The 20278-nt window shown below is 73.9% G+C and carries 21 protein-coding genes; 18 read left to right on the top strand and 3 right to left on the bottom strand.

Features of this window, described 5'->3' with window-relative positions:
• From VG869_14915 to VG869_14875, 9 genes are all read left to right on the top strand, one after another.
• Positions 1 to 642: ABC transporter ATP-binding protein (locus VG869_14915; protein ID HEV3452475.1), on the top strand; the 642-nt coding region annotated here is incomplete at its 5' end.
• The gene (locus VG869_14910) at positions 642 to 3497 is read left to right on the top strand and encodes an ATP-binding cassette domain-containing protein (protein ID HEV3452474.1); all 2856 of its coding nucleotides are present in this window, start codon (positions 642 to 644) and stop codon (positions 3495 to 3497) included. The genes VG869_14915 and VG869_14910, both read left to right, overlap by 1 nt.
• Positions 3498 to 3663: 166 nt before the next feature.
• The gene (locus VG869_14905; GenBank protein ID HEV3452473.1) at positions 3664 to 4704 is read left to right on the top strand and encodes an alpha/beta hydrolase family protein; all 1041 of its coding nucleotides are present in this window, start codon (positions 3664 to 3666) and stop codon (positions 4702 to 4704) included.
• A 205-nt stretch (positions 4705 to 4909) separates the two neighbouring features.
• The gene (locus VG869_14900) at positions 4910 to 5605 is read left to right on the top strand and encodes a ThuA domain-containing protein (GenBank protein HEV3452472.1); all 696 of its coding nucleotides are present in this window, start codon (positions 4910 to 4912) and stop codon (positions 5603 to 5605) included.
• A gap of 34 nt (positions 5606 to 5639) precedes the next feature.
• Positions 5640 to 6107, top strand: a complete 468-nt coding sequence (locus tag VG869_14895; GenBank protein ID HEV3452471.1) for a RidA family protein — start codon at positions 5640 to 5642, stop codon at positions 6105 to 6107.
• Positions 6107 to 7465 (top strand): hypothetical protein, encoded by a 1359-nt coding sequence (locus VG869_14890; protein HEV3452470.1) that lies wholly within the window; start codon positions 6107 to 6109, stop codon positions 7463 to 7465. The genes VG869_14895 and VG869_14890 overlap by 1 nt, the downstream gene beginning before the upstream one ends.
• An 8-nt stretch (positions 7466 to 7473) precedes the next feature.
• Positions 7474 to 8238 (top strand): glucosamine-6-phosphate deaminase, encoded by a 765-nt coding sequence (locus VG869_14885; protein ID HEV3452469.1) that lies wholly within the window; start codon positions 7474 to 7476, stop codon positions 8236 to 8238.
• Positions 8235 to 8894, top strand: coding sequence for a hypothetical protein (locus VG869_14880; protein ID HEV3452468.1), 660 nt, complete (start codon positions 8235 to 8237; stop codon positions 8892 to 8894). The genes VG869_14885 and VG869_14880 overlap by 4 nt, the downstream gene beginning before the upstream one ends.
• Positions 8891 to 9868, top strand: a complete 978-nt coding sequence (locus VG869_14875; GenBank protein HEV3452467.1) for a Gfo/Idh/MocA family oxidoreductase — start codon at positions 8891 to 8893, stop codon at positions 9866 to 9868. The genes VG869_14880 and VG869_14875 overlap by 4 nt, the downstream gene beginning before the upstream one ends.
• On the opposite strand, the gene VG869_14870 is transcribed toward VG869_14875, so the two are convergent.
• Entirely contained in the window at positions 9836 to 13294 is a 3459-nt protein-coding gene (locus tag VG869_14870; GenBank protein HEV3452466.1) for an adenylate/guanylate cyclase domain-containing protein, read from the bottom strand. The two genes, VG869_14875 and VG869_14870, sit on opposite strands and share 33 nt — an antisense overlap.
• A 400-nt stretch (positions 13295 to 13694) precedes the next feature.
• Here VG869_14870 and VG869_14865 point away from each other — a divergent pair, with 400 nt between their 5' ends.
• The 4 genes from VG869_14865 to VG869_14850 all read left to right on the top strand — a co-directional run bounded on the left by VG869_14865 (position 13695) and on the right by VG869_14850 (position 15715).
• Complete coding sequence (locus VG869_14865; GenBank protein ID HEV3452465.1) at positions 13695 to 14363, top strand: hypothetical protein; 669 nt, start codon at positions 13695 to 13697, stop codon at positions 14361 to 14363.
• 231 nt (positions 14364 to 14594) lie between these two features.
• Positions 14595 to 14876, top strand: coding sequence for a 4a-hydroxytetrahydrobiopterin dehydratase (locus VG869_14860; GenBank protein HEV3452464.1), 282 nt, complete (start codon positions 14595 to 14597; stop codon positions 14874 to 14876).
• An 11-nt stretch (positions 14877 to 14887) separates the two neighbouring features.
• The gene (locus tag VG869_14855; protein HEV3452463.1) at positions 14888 to 15298 is read left to right on the top strand and encodes a hypothetical protein; all 411 of its coding nucleotides are present in this window, start codon (positions 14888 to 14890) and stop codon (positions 15296 to 15298) included.
• Positions 15299 to 15715 (top strand): VOC family protein, encoded by a 417-nt coding sequence (locus VG869_14850; protein ID HEV3452462.1) that lies wholly within the window; start codon positions 15299 to 15301, stop codon positions 15713 to 15715. It begins immediately after the preceding gene.
• Here the strand turns inward: VG869_14850 and VG869_14845 are convergent.
• A complete protein-coding gene (locus VG869_14845) occupies positions 15678 to 16085 on the bottom strand; it encodes a TIGR03668 family PPOX class F420-dependent oxidoreductase (protein HEV3452461.1) in 408 nt (135 codons plus the stop codon). The genes VG869_14850 and VG869_14845 overlap by 38 nt on opposite strands.
• Positions 16086 to 16110: 25 nt before the next feature.
• Between VG869_14845 and VG869_14840 the strand changes: the two genes are divergently transcribed.
• From VG869_14840 to VG869_14830, 3 genes are read left to right on the top strand one after another with little or no spacing between them, the layout of a single operon-like run.
• Positions 16111 to 16704 carry an NTP transferase domain-containing protein gene (locus VG869_14840; GenBank protein HEV3452460.1) on the top strand — a complete coding sequence of 198 codons (594 nt, stop codon included), beginning with the start codon at positions 16111 to 16113 and terminating at the stop codon, positions 16702 to 16704.
• Between the two features lie 34 nt (positions 16705 to 16738).
• The gene (locus tag VG869_14835) at positions 16739 to 17482 is read left to right on the top strand and encodes an inositol monophosphatase family protein (GenBank protein ID HEV3452459.1); all 744 of its coding nucleotides are present in this window, start codon (positions 16739 to 16741) and stop codon (positions 17480 to 17482) included.
• Positions 17472 to 18272, top strand: coding sequence for an inositol monophosphatase family protein (locus tag VG869_14830; GenBank protein ID HEV3452458.1), 801 nt, complete (start codon positions 17472 to 17474; stop codon positions 18270 to 18272). Before VG869_14835 ends, VG869_14830 begins: the two co-directional genes overlap by 11 nt.
• Here VG869_14830 and VG869_14825 read toward each other — a convergent pair whose 3' ends face one another.
• Positions 18273 to 19418: a serine hydrolase domain-containing protein gene (locus VG869_14825; protein HEV3452457.1), complete on the bottom strand. Its 1146-nt coding sequence runs from the start codon at positions 19416 to 19418 to the stop codon at positions 18273 to 18275. It abuts the gene before it with no gap.
• Between the two features lie 90 nt (positions 19419 to 19508).
• Here VG869_14825 and VG869_14820 point away from each other — a divergent pair, with 90 nt between their 5' ends.
• Together VG869_14820 and VG869_14815 are read left to right on the top strand one after the other, a co-directional pair.
• Positions 19509 to 19667 (top strand): hypothetical protein, encoded by a 159-nt coding sequence (locus tag VG869_14820; protein HEV3452456.1) that lies wholly within the window; start codon positions 19509 to 19511, stop codon positions 19665 to 19667.
• Between the two features lie 139 nt (positions 19668 to 19806).
• Positions 19807 to 20139, top strand: coding sequence for a WhiB family transcriptional regulator (locus VG869_14815; GenBank protein HEV3452455.1), 333 nt, complete (start codon positions 19807 to 19809; stop codon positions 20137 to 20139).
• Positions 20140 to 20278 lie beyond the last annotated feature (139 nt).

Raw genomic sequence — 20278 nt, 5'->3', positions numbered from 1 at the left:
GGCGAGTGCGTTGCCCTCCTGGGTACCAATGGCGCCGGCAAGTCAACGATTCTGCGGGTCATCGGGGGTCTCGAGGTGCCCGAACGCGGGGTCGTGCGCCTCAACGGGCGCAACATCACCTACGTGTCGCCTGAGCAGCGGGTCCGACTCGGCATCGTCTCGCTCCCGGGTGGCAAGGGTGTGTTCCCGAGCCTCTCCGTCAACGAGAACCTCGCGGTCAGCGCCTGGCTCGGCGGGACCAGCAAGTCGGAGGTCGAGGAGCGCATCTCTGAGGTCCTCGAGGTCTTTCCTGAGCTCGCGGAGCGGCGCACGCAATTGGCCCAGAGCCTGTCGGGAGGGCAGCAGCAGATGCTGGCCCTGGCGCGCGTCCTGATGCATCGACCGGAGATCCTCCTCATCGACGAACTCTCGCTCGGGCTCGCGCCCCTTGTGGTCCAACGCATGCTGGAGATCGTCGACGGGCTGCGCGAGCGCGGTCAGACCATGGTCATCGTCGAACAGTCGCTGAATGTCGCCCTGGCCATCTCGGACCGGGCGATCTTCCTCGAAAAGGGCGCAGTCAAATTCGAGGGCAGTGCGAGTGAGCTGATGGCTCGCGACGACCTCGCGCGCGCCGTCTTCTTCGGCACCGAGGGCGGGTGATGCTGGCCTCGTTCCTCCAGGCCCACTTCTGGACGGCCAACCTCCTGTTCATCGGCTTTGTCCAGGGCCTGATCGTGTCGCTCATCGCGATGGGGATCGTGCTCATCTACCGATCGAGTCGCGTGATCAACTTCGCGGTCGGCGACCTGGGACTTCCCGCGGCGGGCTTGCTTGCCGTCATGGCGGCCAAGTCTCACTTCCCCTACTGGCCGTCGCTGTTGCTGGCGCTGCTGGCCGGGACGCTGAGCGGCACGATCGTGGAGCTCGCGGTGATCCGGCGCCTGTTCCGCGCTCCGCGTGTGATCGTTCTCGTCGCGACCATCGGTGTGGCCGAGCTGGCTCGCGCCGTGACCATGACCCTGCCCGCGTACCGCACCGGGCAGTTTCAGACCGCGTTCCCGAGTCCGATCACGAGCGTGTGGAACCTCGGCAGCGTGACGCTGCATGGCACGCAGCTCTTGGCCCTGATCGTTGTCCCGCTCATTGCGGGCGGTCTGTGGTGGCTCCTCGGTCGGACCCGCTTCGGCGTGGCCGTCCGCGCGTCGTCCACCAACGCGGACCTGGCGCGCCTGACGGGCATCAGCCCGAAGATGATGTCGACCGCGATCTGGACGATCGCGGGGTTCCTCTCCACCGTCGCGATCATCCTGTACGCCACCGAGCAAGGCTCGTCGGACCTCACGGCGATCGGCCCCGACACCCTCTTGCTCGGGCTGACGGCGGCGCTCATCGGCGGGATGAGATCGTTCCCGCGCGCCGTCGTCGGTGCGGTGGCCATCGGCCTCCTGTACCAGCTGCTGGTGTTCAACTACCCGAACACGGTCGGGCTCGTGCAGTTTGTGCTCCTCATCGTCGTGCTCGTGCTCGTCGCGCGGATGAGCCGGGCCGACGACTCCGGCGCCGAGAGTTTCTCGTTCGCCCCGCGAGTCCCTCCCGTTCCGGAGCGCTTGCGAGAGATCTGGTGGGTACGTCGCACGCCCCAGCTCGTCGCCGGGATCGCGTTGCTGTTCGCGATCGTCCTGCCGCTGATTGTGACGCAGTCGTTCCATCAGCAGACCTACGCGATGATCCTCGCGTTCGCGGTGTGCGCGGTGTCCGTCACGGTCCTGACCGGTTGGGGTGGTCAACTCTCACTCGGGCAGATGGCATTTGCCGGACTCGGTGCCCTGAGCGCGGCGGCGTTCGTGCGCGGCGTCCGGCTCAATATCGGCTGGGGCTCAACGCGCATCATCAAGGGCCAGATACCCAAGGTTCCATTCGTGCCGGCCCTCTTGCTCGGCGCGGTCGTTGCAAGCGTCGTCGCGGTCGTCGTGGGTGCGGGTGCGCTCCGGGTGAAGGGCCTCCTTCTCGCGGTCAGCACCCTGGCATTCGCGATCGCGGCGCAGGCCTACATCTTCCCGCGACCCATCTTTGTGGGGACGTCGGGCGCGCTCACGGTGGAGCTCCCGCGGGGCAGCCTCGGCCCGATCGACCTGGCGCACCTGAACCGCAACTACTACTTCTTCACGTTGGCCGTACTGGTGATCGTGCTTGTCCTCGTCGGGCATCTCCGGCGGACGGGCATCGGCCGCTCGATCATCGGGGTGCGGGAGAACGAGGCGGCCGCGGCCGCGCTCACGGTTTCGCCGACGCGAGCCAAGATCACCGCGTTCGCGCTCGGTGGCTTCGTCTCCGGTTTGGGCGGCGCGCTCCTGGGCGGGCTTGTTGTCACGATCGCGTACTCAGAGCGGTTCTTCCGGATCGACGACTCGCTCACCATCGTCGCGGTCGCCGTGATCGGTGGGCTGGCGAGCCTCGCCGGTGCGGTCGTGGGTGCGGTGTGGGTCATCGGGCTGCCGGCCTTCTGGCCGAACAACCGGACCGTGCCACTCTTCACGTCGAGCATCGGCCTTCTGATCATCCTGTTGTACCTTCCGGGCGGGTTCACGCAGATCGGCTATTGGCTCCGGGGCTCGGTCCTCAACTGGCTGGAGAAACGCCTGCCGGACCGAGCGACGAAGACCCGTACGGCGCCGCCCCCGTCGCTGACCCGAGCCGCGTCGCCAGATCCACTCCGGCGGAACGCCGACGGAAGCGTGCTGTCCACCCGCGGGCTGACCGTGCACTTCAGGGGCATCGTTGCCGTCGACTCGGTGGATTTCCGCGCTGACCAGGGCGAGATCATCGGCCTGATCGGGACGAACGGAGCCGGCAAGTCGACACTGCTCAACGCGATCGGTGGCTACGTCGAGAGCAACGGCGTCGTGGACCTGCTCGGAGCCGACATCAGCCGGCTTCCCTCGCACCGGCGCGCCCGCAAGGGGCTGGGCCGCACCTTCCAGGCCGCGACACTCTTTCCTGAGCTCACCGTCCGCGAGACCATGCAGCTTGCGCTCGAAGCACGAGGCACGACGTCGTTCTGGGGCTCCCTGCTGTGGCTTCCGCGCTCGACGCGCATCGAGCGATCGAAACGTGCCGAGGCTGCCGAGCTCATCGACTTCCTGGGCCTCGGCCGCTTCGCCGATCGGTTCATCGCCGAACTCTCGACCGGGACGAGAAGGATCGTCGAGCTCGCGTCGGTGCTCGCAGTCGCGCCCCGGGTGGTGTGCCTCGACGAGCCGACCGCCGGCGTCGCCCAACGCGAGGCCGAGGCATTCGGCCCGCTGATCAAACGCGTGCAGCAAGAGCTCGACGCGACGTTGATCGTCGTCGAGCACGACCTCCCACTGATCTTGGCGATCTCCGACCGGGTTTATTGCATGGAGGCCGGTTCCGTGATCGCCCAAGGGGTGCCAGCTGCGGTGCGCGAGGACCCACTCGTCATCGCCTCATACCTTGGCACCGACGAGCGCGCCCTCCGACGCAGCGGCACGTGAAGACTGGCGGACAATTGCTGCCGAGGCCGAGGTGCCCGCGGGAGCCGGGTTCGACGACCTTCCGCAAGCACGGCTCGCGGCTCCACGTGCAATTCGTGGGCATCGACGCTAGGCAACGTAGGTTGTCGGCGGGGCCCCCCGGGCGCACCGAGGATCCAGGAGGGACATGGTGACGACGGCCGACGCCGTGACCCGGCGACGCAACTTCTCGCCGTGGCACCAGTGGATGACCCGCCTCGCGGAAACGCAGTCCGTCGACCCGCTGCCGGTGGACGCCCTGGCGACCCTCGAGTCTTGGCAGGCGCGCTGCCGCGGCCGGCTCGTCGAGCTCCTCGGCCCGTGGCCCGAGCCGGTCCCGCTCAACCTCGAGACCCTCGACGAGGAGCACTGCGACGGCTACCGCCAGGCGCGCGTGGTCTTCGACAGCGAGGCCGGCATGTCCGTCCCCGCCTACCTGCTCGTGCCGGACGACCGGACCGAGCCCGGGCCGGCGATCCTCGCTTGCCACGGGCACGGCCCGGGCAAGGCGCTCGTCGTCGGCCTCGAGACGACCGAGGCACCGCACGGCGACTACGCCCGCCAGCTGGCGCGGCGGGGCTATGTGGTGCTCGCGCCAGACCTGCGCTGCTTCGGGGAGCGAGCCGACTGGAACCCGCCCGACATCTACGCCTGCGACATCAACCTCGTGCACGCGACGATGGCCGGCCTCTCCCCGCTGACCCAGAACCTCTTCGACCTCACCCGGTGCCTCGACGTGCTCGAGGGCCACGAGCTCGTCGACCCGGCGCGCCTCGGCATGGTCGGCCTCTCCCTCGGGGGCACGATGACGCTGTTCACCGCCGCGTGGGACGAGCGGGTCGCGGCCGCGGTCGTGAGCGGCTTCTTCTCCTCGTGGACCGAGTCCCACAAGATGCCCTGGAACATGTGCGGTTCCCAGGTGCTCCCCGGCATGCTCGGACGGCTCGAGCACGTCGACCTCGGCGCGCTCATCGCGCCCCGGCCGCTGCTGGTGCAGACCGGCACCGAGGACCTGATCTTCCCTGTGGCCGCGGCGAGGAAGTCGGTGAGCCAACTCGGCGCGGTGTACCGCCATCTCGGCGCCGAAGGCCGGCTGGTCCACGACGTCTTCGAGGGTGACCACCAGTGGCGCGAGGCCGGACCGGCGGCATTCCTCGACCGATGGCTCGGGCGGACGCGAGCGGCCTGAGCGCCTCGTACGGTCGCCGGACCAGGCCGCAGCATGCTCGGCGAGCGCCGCGCGCGAGGGACCGGCGGGTCAGCACCCTCGCCGCCCGGGCCCGCGCCAGGTCGGCCAGGTCGGGCCCGCCGAGCACGGCCTCGGTACCAGCGGGTCGTCGGCTCCGATACCGTGACCCGGTGCCGGACGACCCCCGTGACGCCAGGCCACGGTCATGAGGGGCGGCGAGCTCCTCTTCGTCACCCAGGTGGCGGCCTACGCCGGCGGGCCCGCCGGCGTCCACGGCGTCCTCGACCAGGCCGCGGTCGGCGTCGCCGAGTGCGCCGAGCTCGCCGACCTGCGGGCGGCGCGGGTCGACGACGTCCGAGACCTCGACGACGACCGGGTCGAGTCGGCGCGAGCGCTGGCGCTCTTCACGATCGGCGAGACGCCCTGGTCGGCGGCCCAGCGCGCCGCGATCACGCGGCGAGTCCGCGCCGGCGAGCTGGCCGTGCTCGCGATCCACTCGGCCACCGACTCCTGCTACGGGTGGGCGGACTACGGGCGGCTCGTCGGTGCCCGCTTCGACGGGCACCCGTGGACCCAGACCGTCGACCTCGAGGTCGTCGATCCAGCCCACCCCGCGACTCGCCACCTCGGTGCCACCTGGCGCTGGCACGACGAGGTCTACACGTTCCGCGACCTGCGCCCCGACGCCCGAGTGCTGCTGCGGGTCCCCGAGGACCAGCTCGACCTCGACGCGCCCGGTGCGAGCACGCCGCCGTTCGGGTTCCCCCTGGCCTGGTGCTTCACCGAGGGCGACGGCCGGGTGTTCTCGACCAGCCTCGGGCACTTCCCCGGGGCCTGGGAGACACCCGCGTACCTGCAGCACCTCCACGGCGGGCTCCGCTGGGCGCTCGGCGCGGCCTGACCGTCCGCGACTTGGAAGCCGTTAGGGTGCGGGCGTGTTCGAGGCCCGACTCGCCGCGCTCGGCGCGGAGCTCCCGGGGCCGTTCCCACCGCACGACCCCCTCGACGCCGTGATCGTGCACCGGGGCACCGCCCGCACCTCCGGCTGCCTGCCCCGCGACGCCGACGGCACCCTTCGGGCGACCGGGGTCGTCGGCGGTGGCGTGACGGCCGACACCGGGCGCGAGTGCGCGGCTCTCTGCGCCCAGAACGCGCTGTCGCTGCTGCGGGCAGCGCTCGGGAGCCTCGACGTCATCGACCGGCTCCTCACCCTCAGCGTCTTCATCGCCAGCACCGCCGACTTCGCCGATCAGCCTCGGGTCGCTGACGGCGCCAGCCGGTTCCTCGTCGACGTCTTCGGCGACGCCGGGCGTCACACCCGCTCGGCCATCGGCGTCGCAGCGCTGCCGCGGGGCGCGCCCGTCGAGGTCGAGCTCATCGCGTCGCTCCGGGAGGAAGGCTGATGGCACCTCGCATCACGATCATCGGTGGTGGGAGCTACCAGTGGGTCCCGAAGCTGCTCATCGACGTCGCCAACACCCCGGTGCTGCACGAGGCCGAGATCGTGCTCGAGGACCTCGACCCCGCGCCGCTGCCGCGGATGGTCGAGCTCGTCGAGCACATCGCGACGCTGCGGGGAATCCCGCTGCACGCCCGTGCCACCACCGACCAGCGGGCCGCGCTCGAGGGGGCCGACTTCGTGGTCGTGAACATCTCGACCGGCGGCTTCGAGTCCATGCGCTACGACCTCGAGATCCCGGCCCGGTACGGGATCCGCCAGTCGGTCGGCGACAGCGTCGGCCCCGGCGGCGTGCTGCGAGCCCTGCGCAACATCCCGGTGTTCGCGGCCATCGCGGCCGACATGGAGGCGATCTGCCCCGACGCCTGGATGCTGAACCTCACCAACCCCATGACGACGATCTGCCGGGCGGTGACGAAGGCCTCGAAGATCCGGACGGTGGGGCTCTGCCACGAGATCACCGGCATGCAGTTCGCGCTCAGCCTGCTCCTGGACCGCAGCTTCCTCGAGATCGCCCCCACCGTGGCCGGCGTCAACCACATGCCGGTGATCTCGGCCCTCGACGTCGGCGGCGACGACGGCCTGGCGCTGCTGGCGGACCTCGTGGACCACGAGTCGGAGCGAGCGAGCGACCCCCTGCCGACCGACTTCGCCGACCACCTCGAGCACGGTGAGCGCACCGTCGGCGACCTGCTCGCCCGCCACCGGGTGAAGCTCGAGCTGTTGCGGCGCTTCGGCGTCCTGCCCGCGGCGGGGGACCGCCACCTGGTGGAGTTCTTCGCCGGCTTCATCACCGAGGAGTCGGGCTGGGGCGAGCGCTGGGGGGTCCATCTCACGTCCATCGAGGACCGCGAGCGCTCCCAGGCGCACTACGTGCACGAGCTCGACGAGCTGCTGGCCGCCGACACGGTCGACGAGATGCCCTCGGGCGAGATGGTGGCGCCGGTGATCATGTGCATGCTCGAGAACCTGCCCGGCTGGTTCCCACTGAACATCCCGAACCACGGGCAGGTGGCTGACCTCCCCGCCGACCGGGTCGTCGAGAGCATGTGCGTCGTCGACGGCGCCGGCGTCCGGGGCCGCGACGTCGTGCACCTGCCCGCCGTGATCGCCGAGACCCTCCATCGGGTCAGCACCGCCCAGGAGCTGACCGTCGAAGCTGGGATCACCGGCAGCCGTGACCGCGTCCTCGACGCCCTGCTGACCGACCCGCTCGCCGGCCGCATCGACTACGACGCGCTGCGCGCCATGAGCGACGAGATGCTGACGGCGACGAAGCGGTGGCTCCCGCAGTTCGCATAGCGGCCCTGATGCGGACGTTCGTCGTCGGCGCGGCCACGGTTCGCGTGCACGCCACCCCGGCCGAGCTTGGTGAGGACGCCGCCGCGGTCGCGGCCGACGTCATCGGTGCCGCGGTGGCGGCCCGCGGCACCGCCAACGTCATGTTCGCGACCGGCAACTCGCAGCTGGCCTTCCTCGCCGCCCTCACGGCGCGACCCGACGTCGGCTGGTCGCAGGTGGTCGGCTTCCACATGGACGAGTACGTCGGGCTCGGCTCGGATCACCCGGCCTCGTTCCGGCGCTACCTGCGCGAGCGGGTCGTCGAGCGCGTCCGCCCGGGCGCCTTCCACTACCTCGACGGGGACGCCGCCGACCCGGTCGCGGAGTGCGCCCGCTACGCGGCGCTGCTGGCCGAGCACCCGCTCGACCTCTGCTGCCTCGGCATCGGCGAGAACGGTCACCTCGCCTTCAACGACCCGCCGGTCGCCGACTTCGACGACCCGCGCGCGGTGAAGGTCGTGGAGCTCGACGAGCGCTGCCGGGCCCAGCAGGTGGGGGAGGGGCACTTCGCCGCCCTCGAGGCGGTGCCGCCCCAGGCCCTCACCGTGACCATCCCGGCCCTGCTGGCGGCGGGGCGGGTGCTGGCGGTCGTGCCGGAGGCCCGCAAGCGCGACCCGGTCCGGGCCGCGCTGACCGGGCCCGTCACCACCGCCTGCCCGGCGTCGATCCTGCGCACCCGGGGGACGGTGACGATCGAGCTCGACGAGGAGTCGGCGGCGGGGATCGCCTCGTGACCGCGCCCGAGCTCCACGTCGTCACCTTCCCGACCCCGGCCGAGCTGCGGCGCCGGCTCCCGCGCCTGCTGGCCGGCATCGTCGTGCTGGCGGCCGGGATCGCGCTCCTGCTCCAGGCCCGGCTCGGCGTGAGCGCCTACGACGTCCTGCACCAGGGCCTGGCCCGCGTCACCGGCCTCAGCTTCGGGACCGTCGTGGTGCTGCTCGGCCTCGCCATCCTCGTGGCGTGGATCCCGATCGGGCAGCGCTTCGGGATCGGCACGGTCGTCAACACGGTCACCGTCGGGTTCGTCGTCGACGCCTACGTCGGGCTGCTGCCGGCCCCGGGATCCCTGGCGCTGCGCTGGCCGATGCTCCTCGGCGGGATCGTCGTCACCGCGTTCGGGATGGGCCTCTACATCGGCGCCGGGCTCGGGCCCGGTCCCCGCGACGGGCTCATGACCGGCCTGGCCGCCCGGGGCCACCCGCTCTGGGCGGTGCGGACCGCCCTCGAGCTCAGCGCCCTCGTGAGCGGCTGGGCGCTCGGCGGCGACGTCGGCGTCGGCACGGTCCTCTTCGCGCTGGCGATCGGGCCCCTCGGGCACTGGTTCCTCGCCCGGCTCCACCTCGGGGTCGGCGACGTCGACCCCGAGCCGGCGGCGGCCGTCGGCGAGTGACGCTGCGCGTCGGCGTGGTCGGCACCGGGTTCGGTGCCCGGGTGGTGGCGCCGGCGTTCGCGTCGACCGCCGGGTGCACCGTCGCCGACGTGGTCTCGGCGCGCGACGACGCCGCCGTGGCCGCGCTCTGCGCCGACCCCACCCTCGACCTGGTGTGCGTGCACTCGCCCCCCTTCCTGCACAGTCCCCACGTGCGCCGCGCCATCGCCGGCGGGCACGCGGTCCTCTGCGACAAGCCGTTCGGCCTCGACGCCGGGCAGGCCCAGGCGCTGCTGGCGGCGGCCGACGTCGCCGACTGCCTCCACCTGCTGAACTTCGAGTTCCGCTACGACGCGACGCGCGCGCGGGTGCGGGCGCTCGTCGCCGACGGCGTCGTCGGGACGCCCGAGCACGTGCAGTGGACTCATCTCAGCGCGGCGTCGCGGCAGCCGCTGCGGCCTCACGGGTGGCTCTTCGACCGGGGCGCCGGCGGCGGCTGGGTCGGAGCCTGGGGCTCGCACGCGGTCGACTTCCTGCGCTGGACCTTCGGCGAGGTCCTCGACGTGACCGCGCGCTGCCGCACCACGATCGGCACGCGCCCCGACGCCACTGGGACCGGCCGCCGCTGCGACGCCGAGGACGGGTTCACCGCCCTGCTGACCCTGGCCGACGGCGTGACAGCGGCGATCGACTCCACGTTCGCGGCGCCGGTGTCGATGGCGCCGCGGCTCGTCGTCGTCGGCAGCGACGGCGTCCTCGAGTGCGTGGCCGACGCTCGGGTCGTCGTGCGGGCCGGCGACGGCGGCCGTCGCGAGTACCACGACGGTGGGGACGGCGACCCGCACGTCGAGCCGATGCGCCGGTGGGCGGGCGTGGTGCGGGACTGCGTCCAGGACGGCGTGGCGCCGCCGGGCGCGCCCACCTTCGCCGACGGGCTGGCCTGCGCCCGCGTCCTCGACCGGCTACGCGCCGGCGGCGAGCGAGAACGCCCGTGACCAGCCCGGCGCGGCGATGCCGATGGCGTCGAGCCGGCTCTGGGCCTCGGCCGCGGCCGCGTCGGCGTCGGCGCGGCCGAGCGCCCGCCAGGCGTGGGCGCGCGCGAGCCGGGTGATCGCCTGGTCGAGGCGGGCCTCGGTCTCGTCGCTTTCGGCCACGAGGGCGTCGAAGGCGCCGGCCGCGTCGGGGTCGGCGGACCGCAGCCGCGCGAACGCGGCGCCGAGGGCGTGCTGGAGGCGGTCCAGGTAGGTTCCCTGTCCCGCGCCGGCGTCGCCGAGCGCCCGTGCCTCGTCGAGGCGGCCGGCCGCTGCATATGCGAGCGACAGCCCCGCGGTGATCGCCATCGCCGAGCCGGTGTGCTTCCGGACGCCGATCGCCTCCGCCGCCTCGAGCTCGGCCACGGCCTCGTCGACGCGGCCGTCCTGGAGCAGCGCCCAGCCGAGCGCCAGGCGCCCGGTGGCCACGATCTCGGCGCCGGCGCCCTCGTGGAAGGTGACGTGGAGCGCGGCCGGGAGGGCGCCCGGGTCGCCGAGGTGGACGAGCACCTGCGCCCGCAGCAAGGCGTCGTCGCGGGGCCCGCGGTCACTGTCGCGGTCGAGGAGGTCGAAGGCGTCGCCGACCCGGCCCCGGCACGCCAGCGAGCGCACCAACGCCGCCTCGGCCTGGTTCTGCCCCCACGGGTCCCCGGTGGCCTCGAAGCGGGCGAGGGCGTCGTAGCCGAAGTCGATGGCGCGCTCGCTCTCGCCCCGCCACAGGTCGAGGATGGCGAGGAGCAGGGTGAGGATGGCGGCGAGCCACCGGTTCCCGGTGGCGGCGGTCTCGGCCCGCTGCTCGTGGGCCAGCGCCTCGGCCTCGGCCGTCCGGCCCTGCATGAACCGGACCCACGCCTGGATGCTCCGGCACCAGTTCAGGCCGCCGTAGTCGCCGAGCTCGCTGAACACGGCCGTGGAGCGCTCGAGCCGCTCGTCGGCCCGCTCGGCGTCGCCACGGAAGAACGCGATCGAGGCCAGGTTCTGCAGCGCCCACGCCTCGCCGCGGCGGTCGCCCGCGGCCTGGAACGCCTGCAACGCGGCGGACAGGTCGCGGTCGGCGCCGTCCTGGTCGCCCATGAACATGTAGGTGACGCCGCGGACCCGCAGCGCGGTGGCGACGCCGAGGTCGTCGCCGAGGTCGCGCCACCGATCGATCGCCTGCTGGGCGGTCTCGATCGCGCCCTCGGCGTCACCGAGGCGCTGCTGCACCTCGCCGAGGAGCACGAGGGCGCGCGCGGTCGTGCGCGGATCCGGGTCCTCCTCGAGGACCCCGTCGATGTCGGCGCGCGCGGCGGCGAGGTCGTGCTGGGCCGTGGCCGCGGTGGCGTGCCCCAGCTGCAGCCGCCAGCGGGTGTCGTCGGGCGTGTCGGGCGGCAGCACCGCCAGGGCCTGGTCGAAGAGCCGGGTGGCGCTCGGCCACAGCTCGGCGGCCCAGGCCCGGTCGCCGGCGAGCTCGAGCATGGCCAGGGCCCGCTCCGGGAGGTCGGCGGGGACGCCGTCGACCGCGCCGAGCTCGCGGAGCAGCACCGCGGCGGCGCCGTAGTGGTGCGCGACCCGCTCGGTCGCGCTGGCGCCGGCGTCGTCCTCGCTGAGCTGCTTCGACAGCCACTCGGCGAGCACGGCGTGACGCCGCGCCCGCTCGGCCTTCGTGAGGGTGCTGTAGGCGACGTCGCGCACGACCTCGGACGGGAACCGGAACTCGCCGTCGCCGACCTCGAGGAGCTCCCGGTCGGTGAGCTGGAGGAGGGCCGCCGAGGGGTCGGCGTCGTCCCGGGCCCCGGCCAGCGCCGCGGCCGCGGCGAGGGGACCGCTCGTTCCCACCACGGCGCAGTCCTCGATGAGGTTCCGCTCGGACGGCGCCAGCGAGTCAAGCCGCGCCGTCACGAGGCCCTGGAGGGTGGCGGGCAGCCGCCCCTCGACCGGGCCCCCGGGCCCGGACTCGCGGATCAGCGCCGCCAGCTCCTCGATGAAGAACGGGTTGCCGCCGCTGCGCTCGTGCAGCGCCGCGGTGAGCTCGGGGGTGGCGTCGGCGCCGAGCAGCTCCTCGACGAGGGCGCGCACCGCGGGGCCGTCGAGGGGCTCGAGGTTCAGCACGCTGAGGTTGTGCCGACCGGGCTGGGGTCGCCAGCGCTCCTCGAGGTCGGGTCGGGCCGTGGCCAGCAGCACGAACGGCGCCGCGCGCAGCGCGTCGAGGAGCCGCTCGACGAGGTCGAGGACGACCTCGTCGGCCCAGTGCAGGTCGGACAGCACGAGGACGACCGGGCACTTCTCGGCCAGGTGCCGGAAGAGGGCCTGGCCCGATCGAAGCGCGTCGGTTCGGGCCCGGGCCGGGTCGACGTCGTGCAGCGCGTCGGCGTAGCCGAGGAGGTAGAGGAGGCCGCGCCCGACGCGAGCGACCTCGGGGTCGTCGACGGGGCGGCCGGTCGCGCCGGCGACGTCCTCGTAGATGCGCGCCCGCGCCTCCTCGTGGGTGGCGTTGCCGGGTACGCCGCAGACGGCCCGGATCGTCTCCGCGATCGGCCACCACACGTCCTCGCCGTAGGGGACGCAGCGACCGGTGAGCACCTGGGCGCCGTGCTCCTCCTCGGCGTGGCGCGCCGCCGCGCTGGCGAGCCGGGACTTGCCGACGCCGGCCCCGCCGGTGACCAGCACGAGGTGGGCGCGGCGTCGGGCGAGCGCGGTGTCGACGATGGCCCGCAGCAGGCCGACCTCGGCGTCGCGGCCGACCAGCGGGGTTCGAGCCCGTCGGCGCGCGCCCGGCGGCGCCGACGCGCCGACCGCCACCCACGCCTCGACCGGCTCCGAGCGGCCGCGCACCGTCTGCAAGCCGAGGGGCTCGTACCGGATCGCGTGCGCGGTGGCGGCGTGCGTCTCGGCCCCGACCACCACGCAGCCGGGGTCGGCGACGGCCTGGAGCCGGCTGGCCGTGTTCACGACGTCGCCCATCGCCGTGTAGTCGCCGCCGGCCCGCAGCGCGCCGACGAGCACCTCGCCGGTGTTGACGGCGATGCGGAGGGCCGGGCGCCGGCCGGAGGGGTCGGCGGCGGCGGCGAGGGTGTGCTGCATGCGCAGCGCGCACCGCACGGCGCGCTCGGCGTCGTCCTCGTGGGCGACGGGGGCGCCGAACAGGGCGAGGAGGGCGTCGCCGATGATCTTGTCCACGAGACCGCCGTAGGCGGACACGTCGGCGCTGAGGGCCTCGAAGCACTCGTCGACGAGGGCCTTCACCGCCTCGGGGTCGCTGTGCTCGGAGAAGCTCGTGAACCCGACCAGGTCGGCGAACAGGAGGGTGACGACCCGCCGCTCGTCGGGGCGGGCCACGAGGAGGTGCCCGCAGGTGGGGCAGAAGCGCGCGTCGGGCGGCGCCGCCGCCCCGCACGCCGGACAAGTCACGCCCCGTAGGTTATTCGGGTCGTTTCCCGTTGCAGCCAAAGGGCACCGTGTGGCGGTGGTCACGCCGCGGTGACCGTCCTCGTGGCGCGGTGACGGCTCCGTCGCCCGCTCCCGGGCTCGCGCCGGCGCGGCCCCGGACCGCGGCACCGTCCGTGACGGCCTCCGAGCGGTCCGTCGGTCGCGGGAGTCTCCTTCGTCGCAGGTCGAGGCGCCTGGCCCCGTGAGCGGCGACGCACGGGCGGGCCCCGCGGCCGCCGGCATCCGTGAGCCCCGCCCACTGTCCGTAGCGGGGGATTGAGACTGTTGCCGACCCCGTTGCCGAGCGTTTGGTTGCTCTTCGACCAAACGTGCACCGGAAGTTGGGACGATCTGGGCACCTTCGGCCCTGACGGGAGGTCCGGTGCGCCGAGCGACGTGGGTGGGGATCGCGATCACGGTCGCCGCCGCCGTGGCGCCGGCCCTGAGCGCGGCACCGGCGGGGGCGGCGACCCGGACCGGCGGGGGCGGCGGGGGCGGCGGGGGCTCGAACCCCTGCGTCAGCGGCAACGCCGGGAAGGTGAGCTCGAAGGTCACGAAGAAGGTGACGATCAACGGCAAGACCTACGCGTCGGACCCCGGCGGCCTCAACATCAACATCGGCCAGACCGTCTCGGTCAGCATCAGCTGGTGGTCCGGTCTCTTCCAAGGGACGCCCAACCAGGCGTGGGACTGCGTGTTCTACGGCCAGTCGGGAAAGCTCGGCGGCGCCGCCCTCGGGACGCCACCCGACACCTTCGAGAAGCCGGCGACGGCCAACCCCTTCGTGACCAGCTTCACGGCGCAATCGGCGTGGGCGGGCAAGACCGTCTGCGACCGGGGACTGGTGCAGGGCAAGACGAACGGTGATATGTCGGCCTGGGCGGACATGGGGAGCGGCACGTTCCTCAGCAACCAGTTCTGCTTCTTCGTCAACCCCAGCGTCCGGGTGCCCGAGACCCCGTGGGCGGCCCTGCTGCTGATCCCCGGGCTCGCGATCAGCGCCGGTGTCGTGATCGTCCGCCGGCGGCGAACGGCGGTCCCAGCGACCTAGCGACCGGGGGCCGGAACGGCCCGACCGCCGGCCGGGAACTGCGCGAGCAGCTCACCCAGGCCGGGTTCACCCGGGCCCGCGTGGAGACCCTCCCGCTCGACCCACCCGTCGCCTGCGTGCTCGCCACCAACCCCGCCGACCGGCCGGCCTGACCACCCCGCGCAGCCGCCGAATTCGGGGGGAGGTGGCGGCGGGTTGGCCGTCCGGGGCCGCGGCGCCGACAATGGCGCGGTGCCCCCGCTCACCGACGCCGAGGTCCGGGAGGGCCTGGCCGGCCTCCCCGGGTGGGAGCGGTCAGGCGACGAGATCGTGCGGACCTACGAGCGGGCGTCGTTCCGCGACGTGATCGACCTGGTGGGGCGCATCGCCGACCTCGCCGAGGCCGCGAACCACCACCCCGACCTCGACATCCGGTACTCGCGGCTGCGCGTCGTGCTCAGCACCCACAGCGAGGGCGGCATCACGGGCAAGGACCTCGCGCTCGCGGCCCAGATCGACGCCGCGGCCACCTAGCCATGGTCTTCGTGGCCGTGGGCGTCCTGGTCGTCGCGCTGTGCGTCGCGCTCGTGATCCTCGTCGTCGTCGATCGCGGCCCGTCGGCGGCCGAGGTCGCGCTGGCGTACGAGCACGCCTGGGACCACCTCGACTTCGAGGCGCTCTGGGCCCTCTCCGGCGACGAGCTCCGGGACGGGCTCGACCGCCCGCAGTTCATCGACGCGAAACGCGCCGCGTACGAGCGGCAACCGGGGCTGCGCGGCATCGCCGCCTGGGTGAGCGTGGACGCGGTGAGCGAGGGTCGCGGCTTCGCGGTGGTGCACACGCGCGTCGAGCTGCGCGACGGCGGCCACGCCGTCGACGCGCTCCAGCTCGCCAAGCGGTCGTCGCGTTGGCTGGTGGTCGCGTACGAGCTCGAGCCCGACGCCGCGGGGACCTGAGTGCTCGGTGACCACCCGGACTACGTCGTGCTGGTCGTCGAGGACGTGGCGCGCGCGGTCGGCTTCTACACCGGGGTGCTCGGCTTGCGGCTGGCGCACGACGCCGGCACCTACGCCCAGCTCGACACCGGTACGACCCGAGTCGGGCTCTACGAGCGGGCGGCGATGAGCGAGACGCTGGGCCGGCCGCTCCGCCGCCCCGACGCCGACCAGCCGGGCTTCGAGCTCGGGTTCAAGGTCGACGACTGCGACCGCGCCTACGCGCAGCTGCTCCGAGGCGGCGCCCAGCCGGCGACGGCGCCGACCGACCGGCCGTGGGGCCAGCGCACCGCGTACGTCCTCGACCCCGACGGGCACCTCGTCGAGCTGGCCGAGGACCTCACCCCGCCGCCCAGCCGGTCCACCGCTCGATCGTGACGACGATGGCCGGGCCGAGTGGCGGCCGCTCGGCGTAGGGGCGGTACTTCGCGGTCAGCGGCGCGAGCAGGTCGGCGTCGGGATGGTCGACGACGACCGCGGCGCCGTCGGCCCGCACCCACCAGAGCGCAGCCCAGTCGTCCTCGTAGTGGTGGGCGAGGAGGCTGACCGCGGGGCGGGCCCGCACGTGGTCGAGGCGGCGGAGCGCGCTCGTGCGCTTCGGCTTGTGGTCGACCGCGGTGACGAGGCGGTCGTCGGCGAGGAGCGCGAAACACACCGGGACGAGGTGCGCGTGGCCGCGGTCGTCGGTCGTGGCCAGGATGGCCACCGGCGCGGCCTCCAGGCGCGATCGCATCAGCGCCGGCTCCACGAGCGTCGACGGTACCGTGCGCCGCGTGTCGAGCACCGCGGGGCTGCTGCTGACGGGGGGCACCAGCTCGCGCCTCGGCGTCGCGAAGGCCGAGCTCCGCCGGGACGGCGAGCGCCTCGCCGACCGGGGGGCGCGACTGGTGGCGTCCGTGTGCACCGCAGCGCTCGAGGTCGGCCCGGGCGTCAGCCCGCTCCCCGCCGTGCGCGAGGACCCGCCCGGCGCCGGGCCCCTCGCCGCCCTCGTCGCCGGCGCCGACGCGCTGGCCCGGAGCGGCGGGCGTCGCCCAGTGCTCGTGCTCGCCGTCGACCTGCCGTTCGTGGAGGTGCCGCTGCTGCGGTGGCTCGTCGAGCACCCGGCGCCGGGCTCGGTGGTGCCGCGCGTCGACGGCCGGCCGCAGCCCCTCTGCGCCCGCTACGCCGCGGCCGACCTCACCGTCGCCGCCGCGCTGCGAGCCGGTGGCGCGGCCGCGATGCACGACCTGCTCGCGGCCGTGCCCGTCACCTACGAGGACGAGCCGGGGTGGGGCGCGGTCACGACCGCAGCCGCGTTCACCGACGTCGACACCCCCGACGCGGTGCGCCGCGCCGGGCTGACCGGGCCGGCGGCGACGCCGGGCTAGCCGCCGGCCGGCGGTCTGGAAGACTGCCAGCCCCGTGGGCCCGGCCGAGCTGCTCCCGCTGTTCCTCGACGCCGCCGACGCCGAGCGCGAGGCGGTGGCGGCGCTCGCGGGCCCGGCGCGTCGGGCGCACACCGACCGCCCCGGCCAGTACCAGCTCGATCTCGTCGCCGACGCCGCCGTCCTCGACGTGCTGCGCGCGGCGCCGGTGCGCGTCGTGAGCGAGGAGTCGGGGGTGTCGGGCCCCGCCGACGCGCCGATCACGGTGGTCGTCGACCCCGTCGACGGGTCGACGAACTGCTCTCGCCACATCCCGTACTGGGGCATCTCCCTGTGCGCGCTCGACGCCGACGGGCCGCTCTGCGCCCTGGTGGGGAACTCGGCCACCGGCGAGCGGTACACGGCCGTGCGCGGCCAGGGCGCGTGGGCCGACGGCGCGCCGCTGCGCGCGGCGTCGACGACGGAACTCGACACCGCCGTGATCGGCGTCGCCGGCCTGCCCCGCCCGGGCCCGTGGCGGCAGTTCCGCGCCCTCGGCTCGCTCGCCCTCGCCCTCTGCGACGTCGCCGCCGGCCGGCTCGACGGGTTCCTCGACGCCCTCGCCGACCAGCACGCGCCCTGGGACTACCTGGGCGGGCTCCTCGCCTGCCGCGAGGCCGGCGCCGTCGTCGTCGACGGGCCCGGCCGTGACCTCGTGACCAGCGACCCGGACGCCCGTCGGCGGGTGCTGGCGGGCGCGACGCCCCCGCTCCTCGACGCGCTGCGAGCCCTTGTCGGCTAGCGCGGCCCTCGACCTCGAGGCGCTCCTGGCCGCGGCGGTGCGCGCCGCCGAGGCGGGCGGCGCCATCGTGCGCGACGCCTTCGGCACCGTCCCCGACGCCCGGGAGAAGGCGCCGGGCGACTGGGTGAGCGAGGCCGACACCGCCAGCGAGCGGGCCATCCGTCGGCTCCTGGCCGCCGCCGCGCCCGGGATCCCGGTCCACGGCGAGGAGGAGGGCGGTCGGCGCGCCCCGCTGGGCTGGCTCGTCGACCCGCTCGACGGCACCGCGAACTTCCTGCACCGGTTCCCGGTCTTCGCGGTCTCGGTGGCCCTCCTCGAGGACGGCCAGCCCGCGGTCGGCGTCGTCCACGCCCCGATGCTCGGCGACACCTACACCGCCCGCCGCGGCGGCGGCGCCCGTCGCAACGGTCGACCGATCCGCGTCAGCGACCGGCCCGCGGGACAGGCCATCGTCGCCACCGGCACCCCGTTCCGGGCCAAGGACACGCGCCTGCCGGAGTACCTGCGGGCATTCGAGCGGGCGCTGCGCGGCTTCGAGGACCTGCGCCGGGCCGGCGCCGCCAGCCTGGACCTGGCCTGGACCGCCGCCGGCACCTTCGACGGCTACTTCGAGGCCGCGCTGGGGCCGTGGGACGTGGCCGCCGGGGCGCTGTTGGTCCGGGAGGCCGGCGGGCTCGTCACCGACTGGGCCGGCGACCCCGACGCCTGGCTGCGATCCGGCGACATCGTCGCCGCGCCGCCGTCGCTCCACGGTCGGGTGCTCGCCGTCGTCGCCGGGCCCGGCGGCTGATCAGCTCGAGAACCGACCCCCCGGCAGGGCCCGCACCGGTGTGCGCACCCGGGCCGCCTTGTCGCCGAGGGCGGTGTAGACGGCGTCGGTGACCTCGAGGACCCGCTGCTCGGCCTCGAAGTAGCCGGCCAGCCCGTTCGACACCATCACGATCACCAGCCCGAGGTCGGGGTCGGCGAGGCCCCGAGACGACGCCATCCCGCCGTGCCCGAACGCGCGCCGCCCGGCCCCGCCCGTGAACTGGCGCTGCACGCCCAACCCCCACGGGAGGTCCAGCCCGAAGGTGCGGTCCTTCACCCCGTAACGGTGGATCGCCGCCATCACCTCCACGGTCCGGGGCTCCAACAGCGCCGGGCCGAGCCCCAGCAGGGCCTCGTAGAAGCGCCCCAGCTGGCGGGCCGGGCCGCGCGCCCCGCCACCCGGCTCCACCTTGGCGATGTGCCAGGGCTCGTTGTGCCACCGGTCGATCCGGTACGGGGCCATCCGCACCCCGCCGTCCGGGTCGCGGGCCAGGAGCCGGTGACCGGTCCAGGTCACGGGGACGATCCGGTCCCCGAGCTCGGCCTGGACCGGAGTCGGGATCCCGAGGAACGTGGCGTCGAGGCCGAGCGGCTCGAGGACCTCGTCACGCAGGTACCGGTCGATCGGCCGGCCGTCGACAGCCTCGACGACCCCGCCGAGGACCCGCCAGCCGCTCGCCGGGTGATACGCGGCCTCGGTTCCGGGCTCCCACGCCGCCGGTGTCGCCACCGTCGCCGCCAGGGCCTCGGCGAAGCTGACGTCGGCGTCGTAGGTGGGGTCGCCGAACATCGGGAACCCGCCGGTGTGGACGAGCACGTGCCGCAGCGTGCAGCGCTCCTTGCCGGCACCCCAGCCGGGCAGGAAGGTGCCGATCCGGTCGTCGAGCGCCAGGCGCCCCTGTTCCCAGAGCTGGAGGACCGCCACCGTGGTGAGGGGCTTGCCCGACGAGTACCAGAGCATCACGTCGTCGATCCGCAGCGGCTGCCCGGGCCGGGCGTCGCCGATCGCCTCGTCGAGCAGCACCTCGCCGTGGTGGGACACGTACACCTGGGCGCAGTGGTGCCAGCCCTCAGCCCGCCGTCGCTCGAGCAGCCCGAGCACCGGCGCCAGGTCCACCTCCGCCACGGCCGCCACGTTATTGGCTTGACCTGCGACGCGGGCTCTGCCACGCTTTTGTACCCGCTGCCGCCGGCAGGAGAACGAGGACCCGCCACGATGGGACGCAACCCGATGACCAGCCACCAGGCCGGCACCGGGGCGACGCGCGCCCGGTCGGCCTACGCGTGTGCCATGGCGAACGGCTCGTGGTCGACCGTCTTCCGGTTCCTCCCGGTGATCACCGACCACAAGCCCGCTCCCGGCGGCATCCCGTGACCTCGTAGCGACACCACCGCACTCGAGCCACCAGGCCGCCGGGACAGCCCGGCGGCCTTCTTGCGTTCGGGGGCCCGTCAACCCGCTAGCAACCCAACCGACCCACTACGGGAGAGAGAAGAGGAGAGAGGAGCGAGCGATGTTCGCCTTCGAGGACTGGCTCGCCGAGGAGCCGTGGCGCCAGGAGGCCCGCTGCCGTGACAGCGGGGCCTCGCTGACCCCGCTGTTCTTCTCGGAGCAGCTCGACGACATCGCCCGGGCGAAGGCGTTCTGCGCCGGGTGCCCCGTCCGTCAGCCCTGCCTCGCCGCGGCCGTCGCCCGTCGGGAGCCCTGGGGCGTCTGGGGTGGCGAGCTGCTCGTCAACGGGAAGGTCATCACGAACAAGCGCAAGCGCGGGCGACCGCCGAAGCACCCACGTCCCGAGGACGCCCTCCCGACGACGTGGGAGCTCGAGGTGGCGAACATCGCCTGACGATCACCGCAGCACGGCGGGCCGGGGTGACGACGGTCGGGGCGTGATCCCCCCGGCGTCCCGGTCGAGCCCCGGCCCGCCCGCGGTCAAGCCCTGATCCCGATGGCGTCTCGAGCTCGGATCCGCACGGTCCGACGCC

Source organism: Acidimicrobiia bacterium (genome assembly GCA_035948415.1).
In the GTDB taxonomy this organism is placed as follows: Bacteria; Actinomycetota; Acidimicrobiia; order IMCC26256; family PALSA-555; genus PALSA-555.
This window is presented reverse-complemented; position numbering and strand designations above follow the sequence as displayed.

What these genes read in the sequence shown, in the direction of transcription:
- VG869_14910 (HEV3452474.1), top strand. Translation starts at nt 642, where the DNA reads ATGCTGGCCTCGTTCCTCCAGGCCCACTTCTGGACGGCCAACCTCCTG.
- VG869_14905 (HEV3452473.1), top strand. Translation starts at nt 3,664, where the DNA reads ATGGTGACGACGGCCGACGCCGTGACCCGGCGACGCAACTTCTCGCCG.
- VG869_14900 (HEV3452472.1), top strand. Translation starts at nt 4,910, where the DNA reads ATGAGGGGCGGCGAGCTCCTCTTCGTCACCCAGGTGGCGGCCTACGCC.
- VG869_14890 (HEV3452470.1), top strand. Translation starts at nt 6,107, where the DNA reads ATGGCACCTCGCATCACGATCATCGGTGGTGGGAGCTACCAGTGGGTC.
- VG869_14885 (HEV3452469.1), top strand. Translation starts at nt 7,474, where the DNA reads ATGCGGACGTTCGTCGTCGGCGCGGCCACGGTTCGCGTGCACGCCACC.
- VG869_14820 (HEV3452456.1), top strand. Translation starts at nt 19,509, where the DNA reads ATGGGACGCAACCCGATGACCAGCCACCAGGCCGGCACCGGGGCGACG.
- VG869_14815 (HEV3452455.1), top strand. Translation starts at nt 19,807, where the DNA reads ATGTTCGCCTTCGAGGACTGGCTCGCCGAGGAGCCGTGGCGCCAGGAG.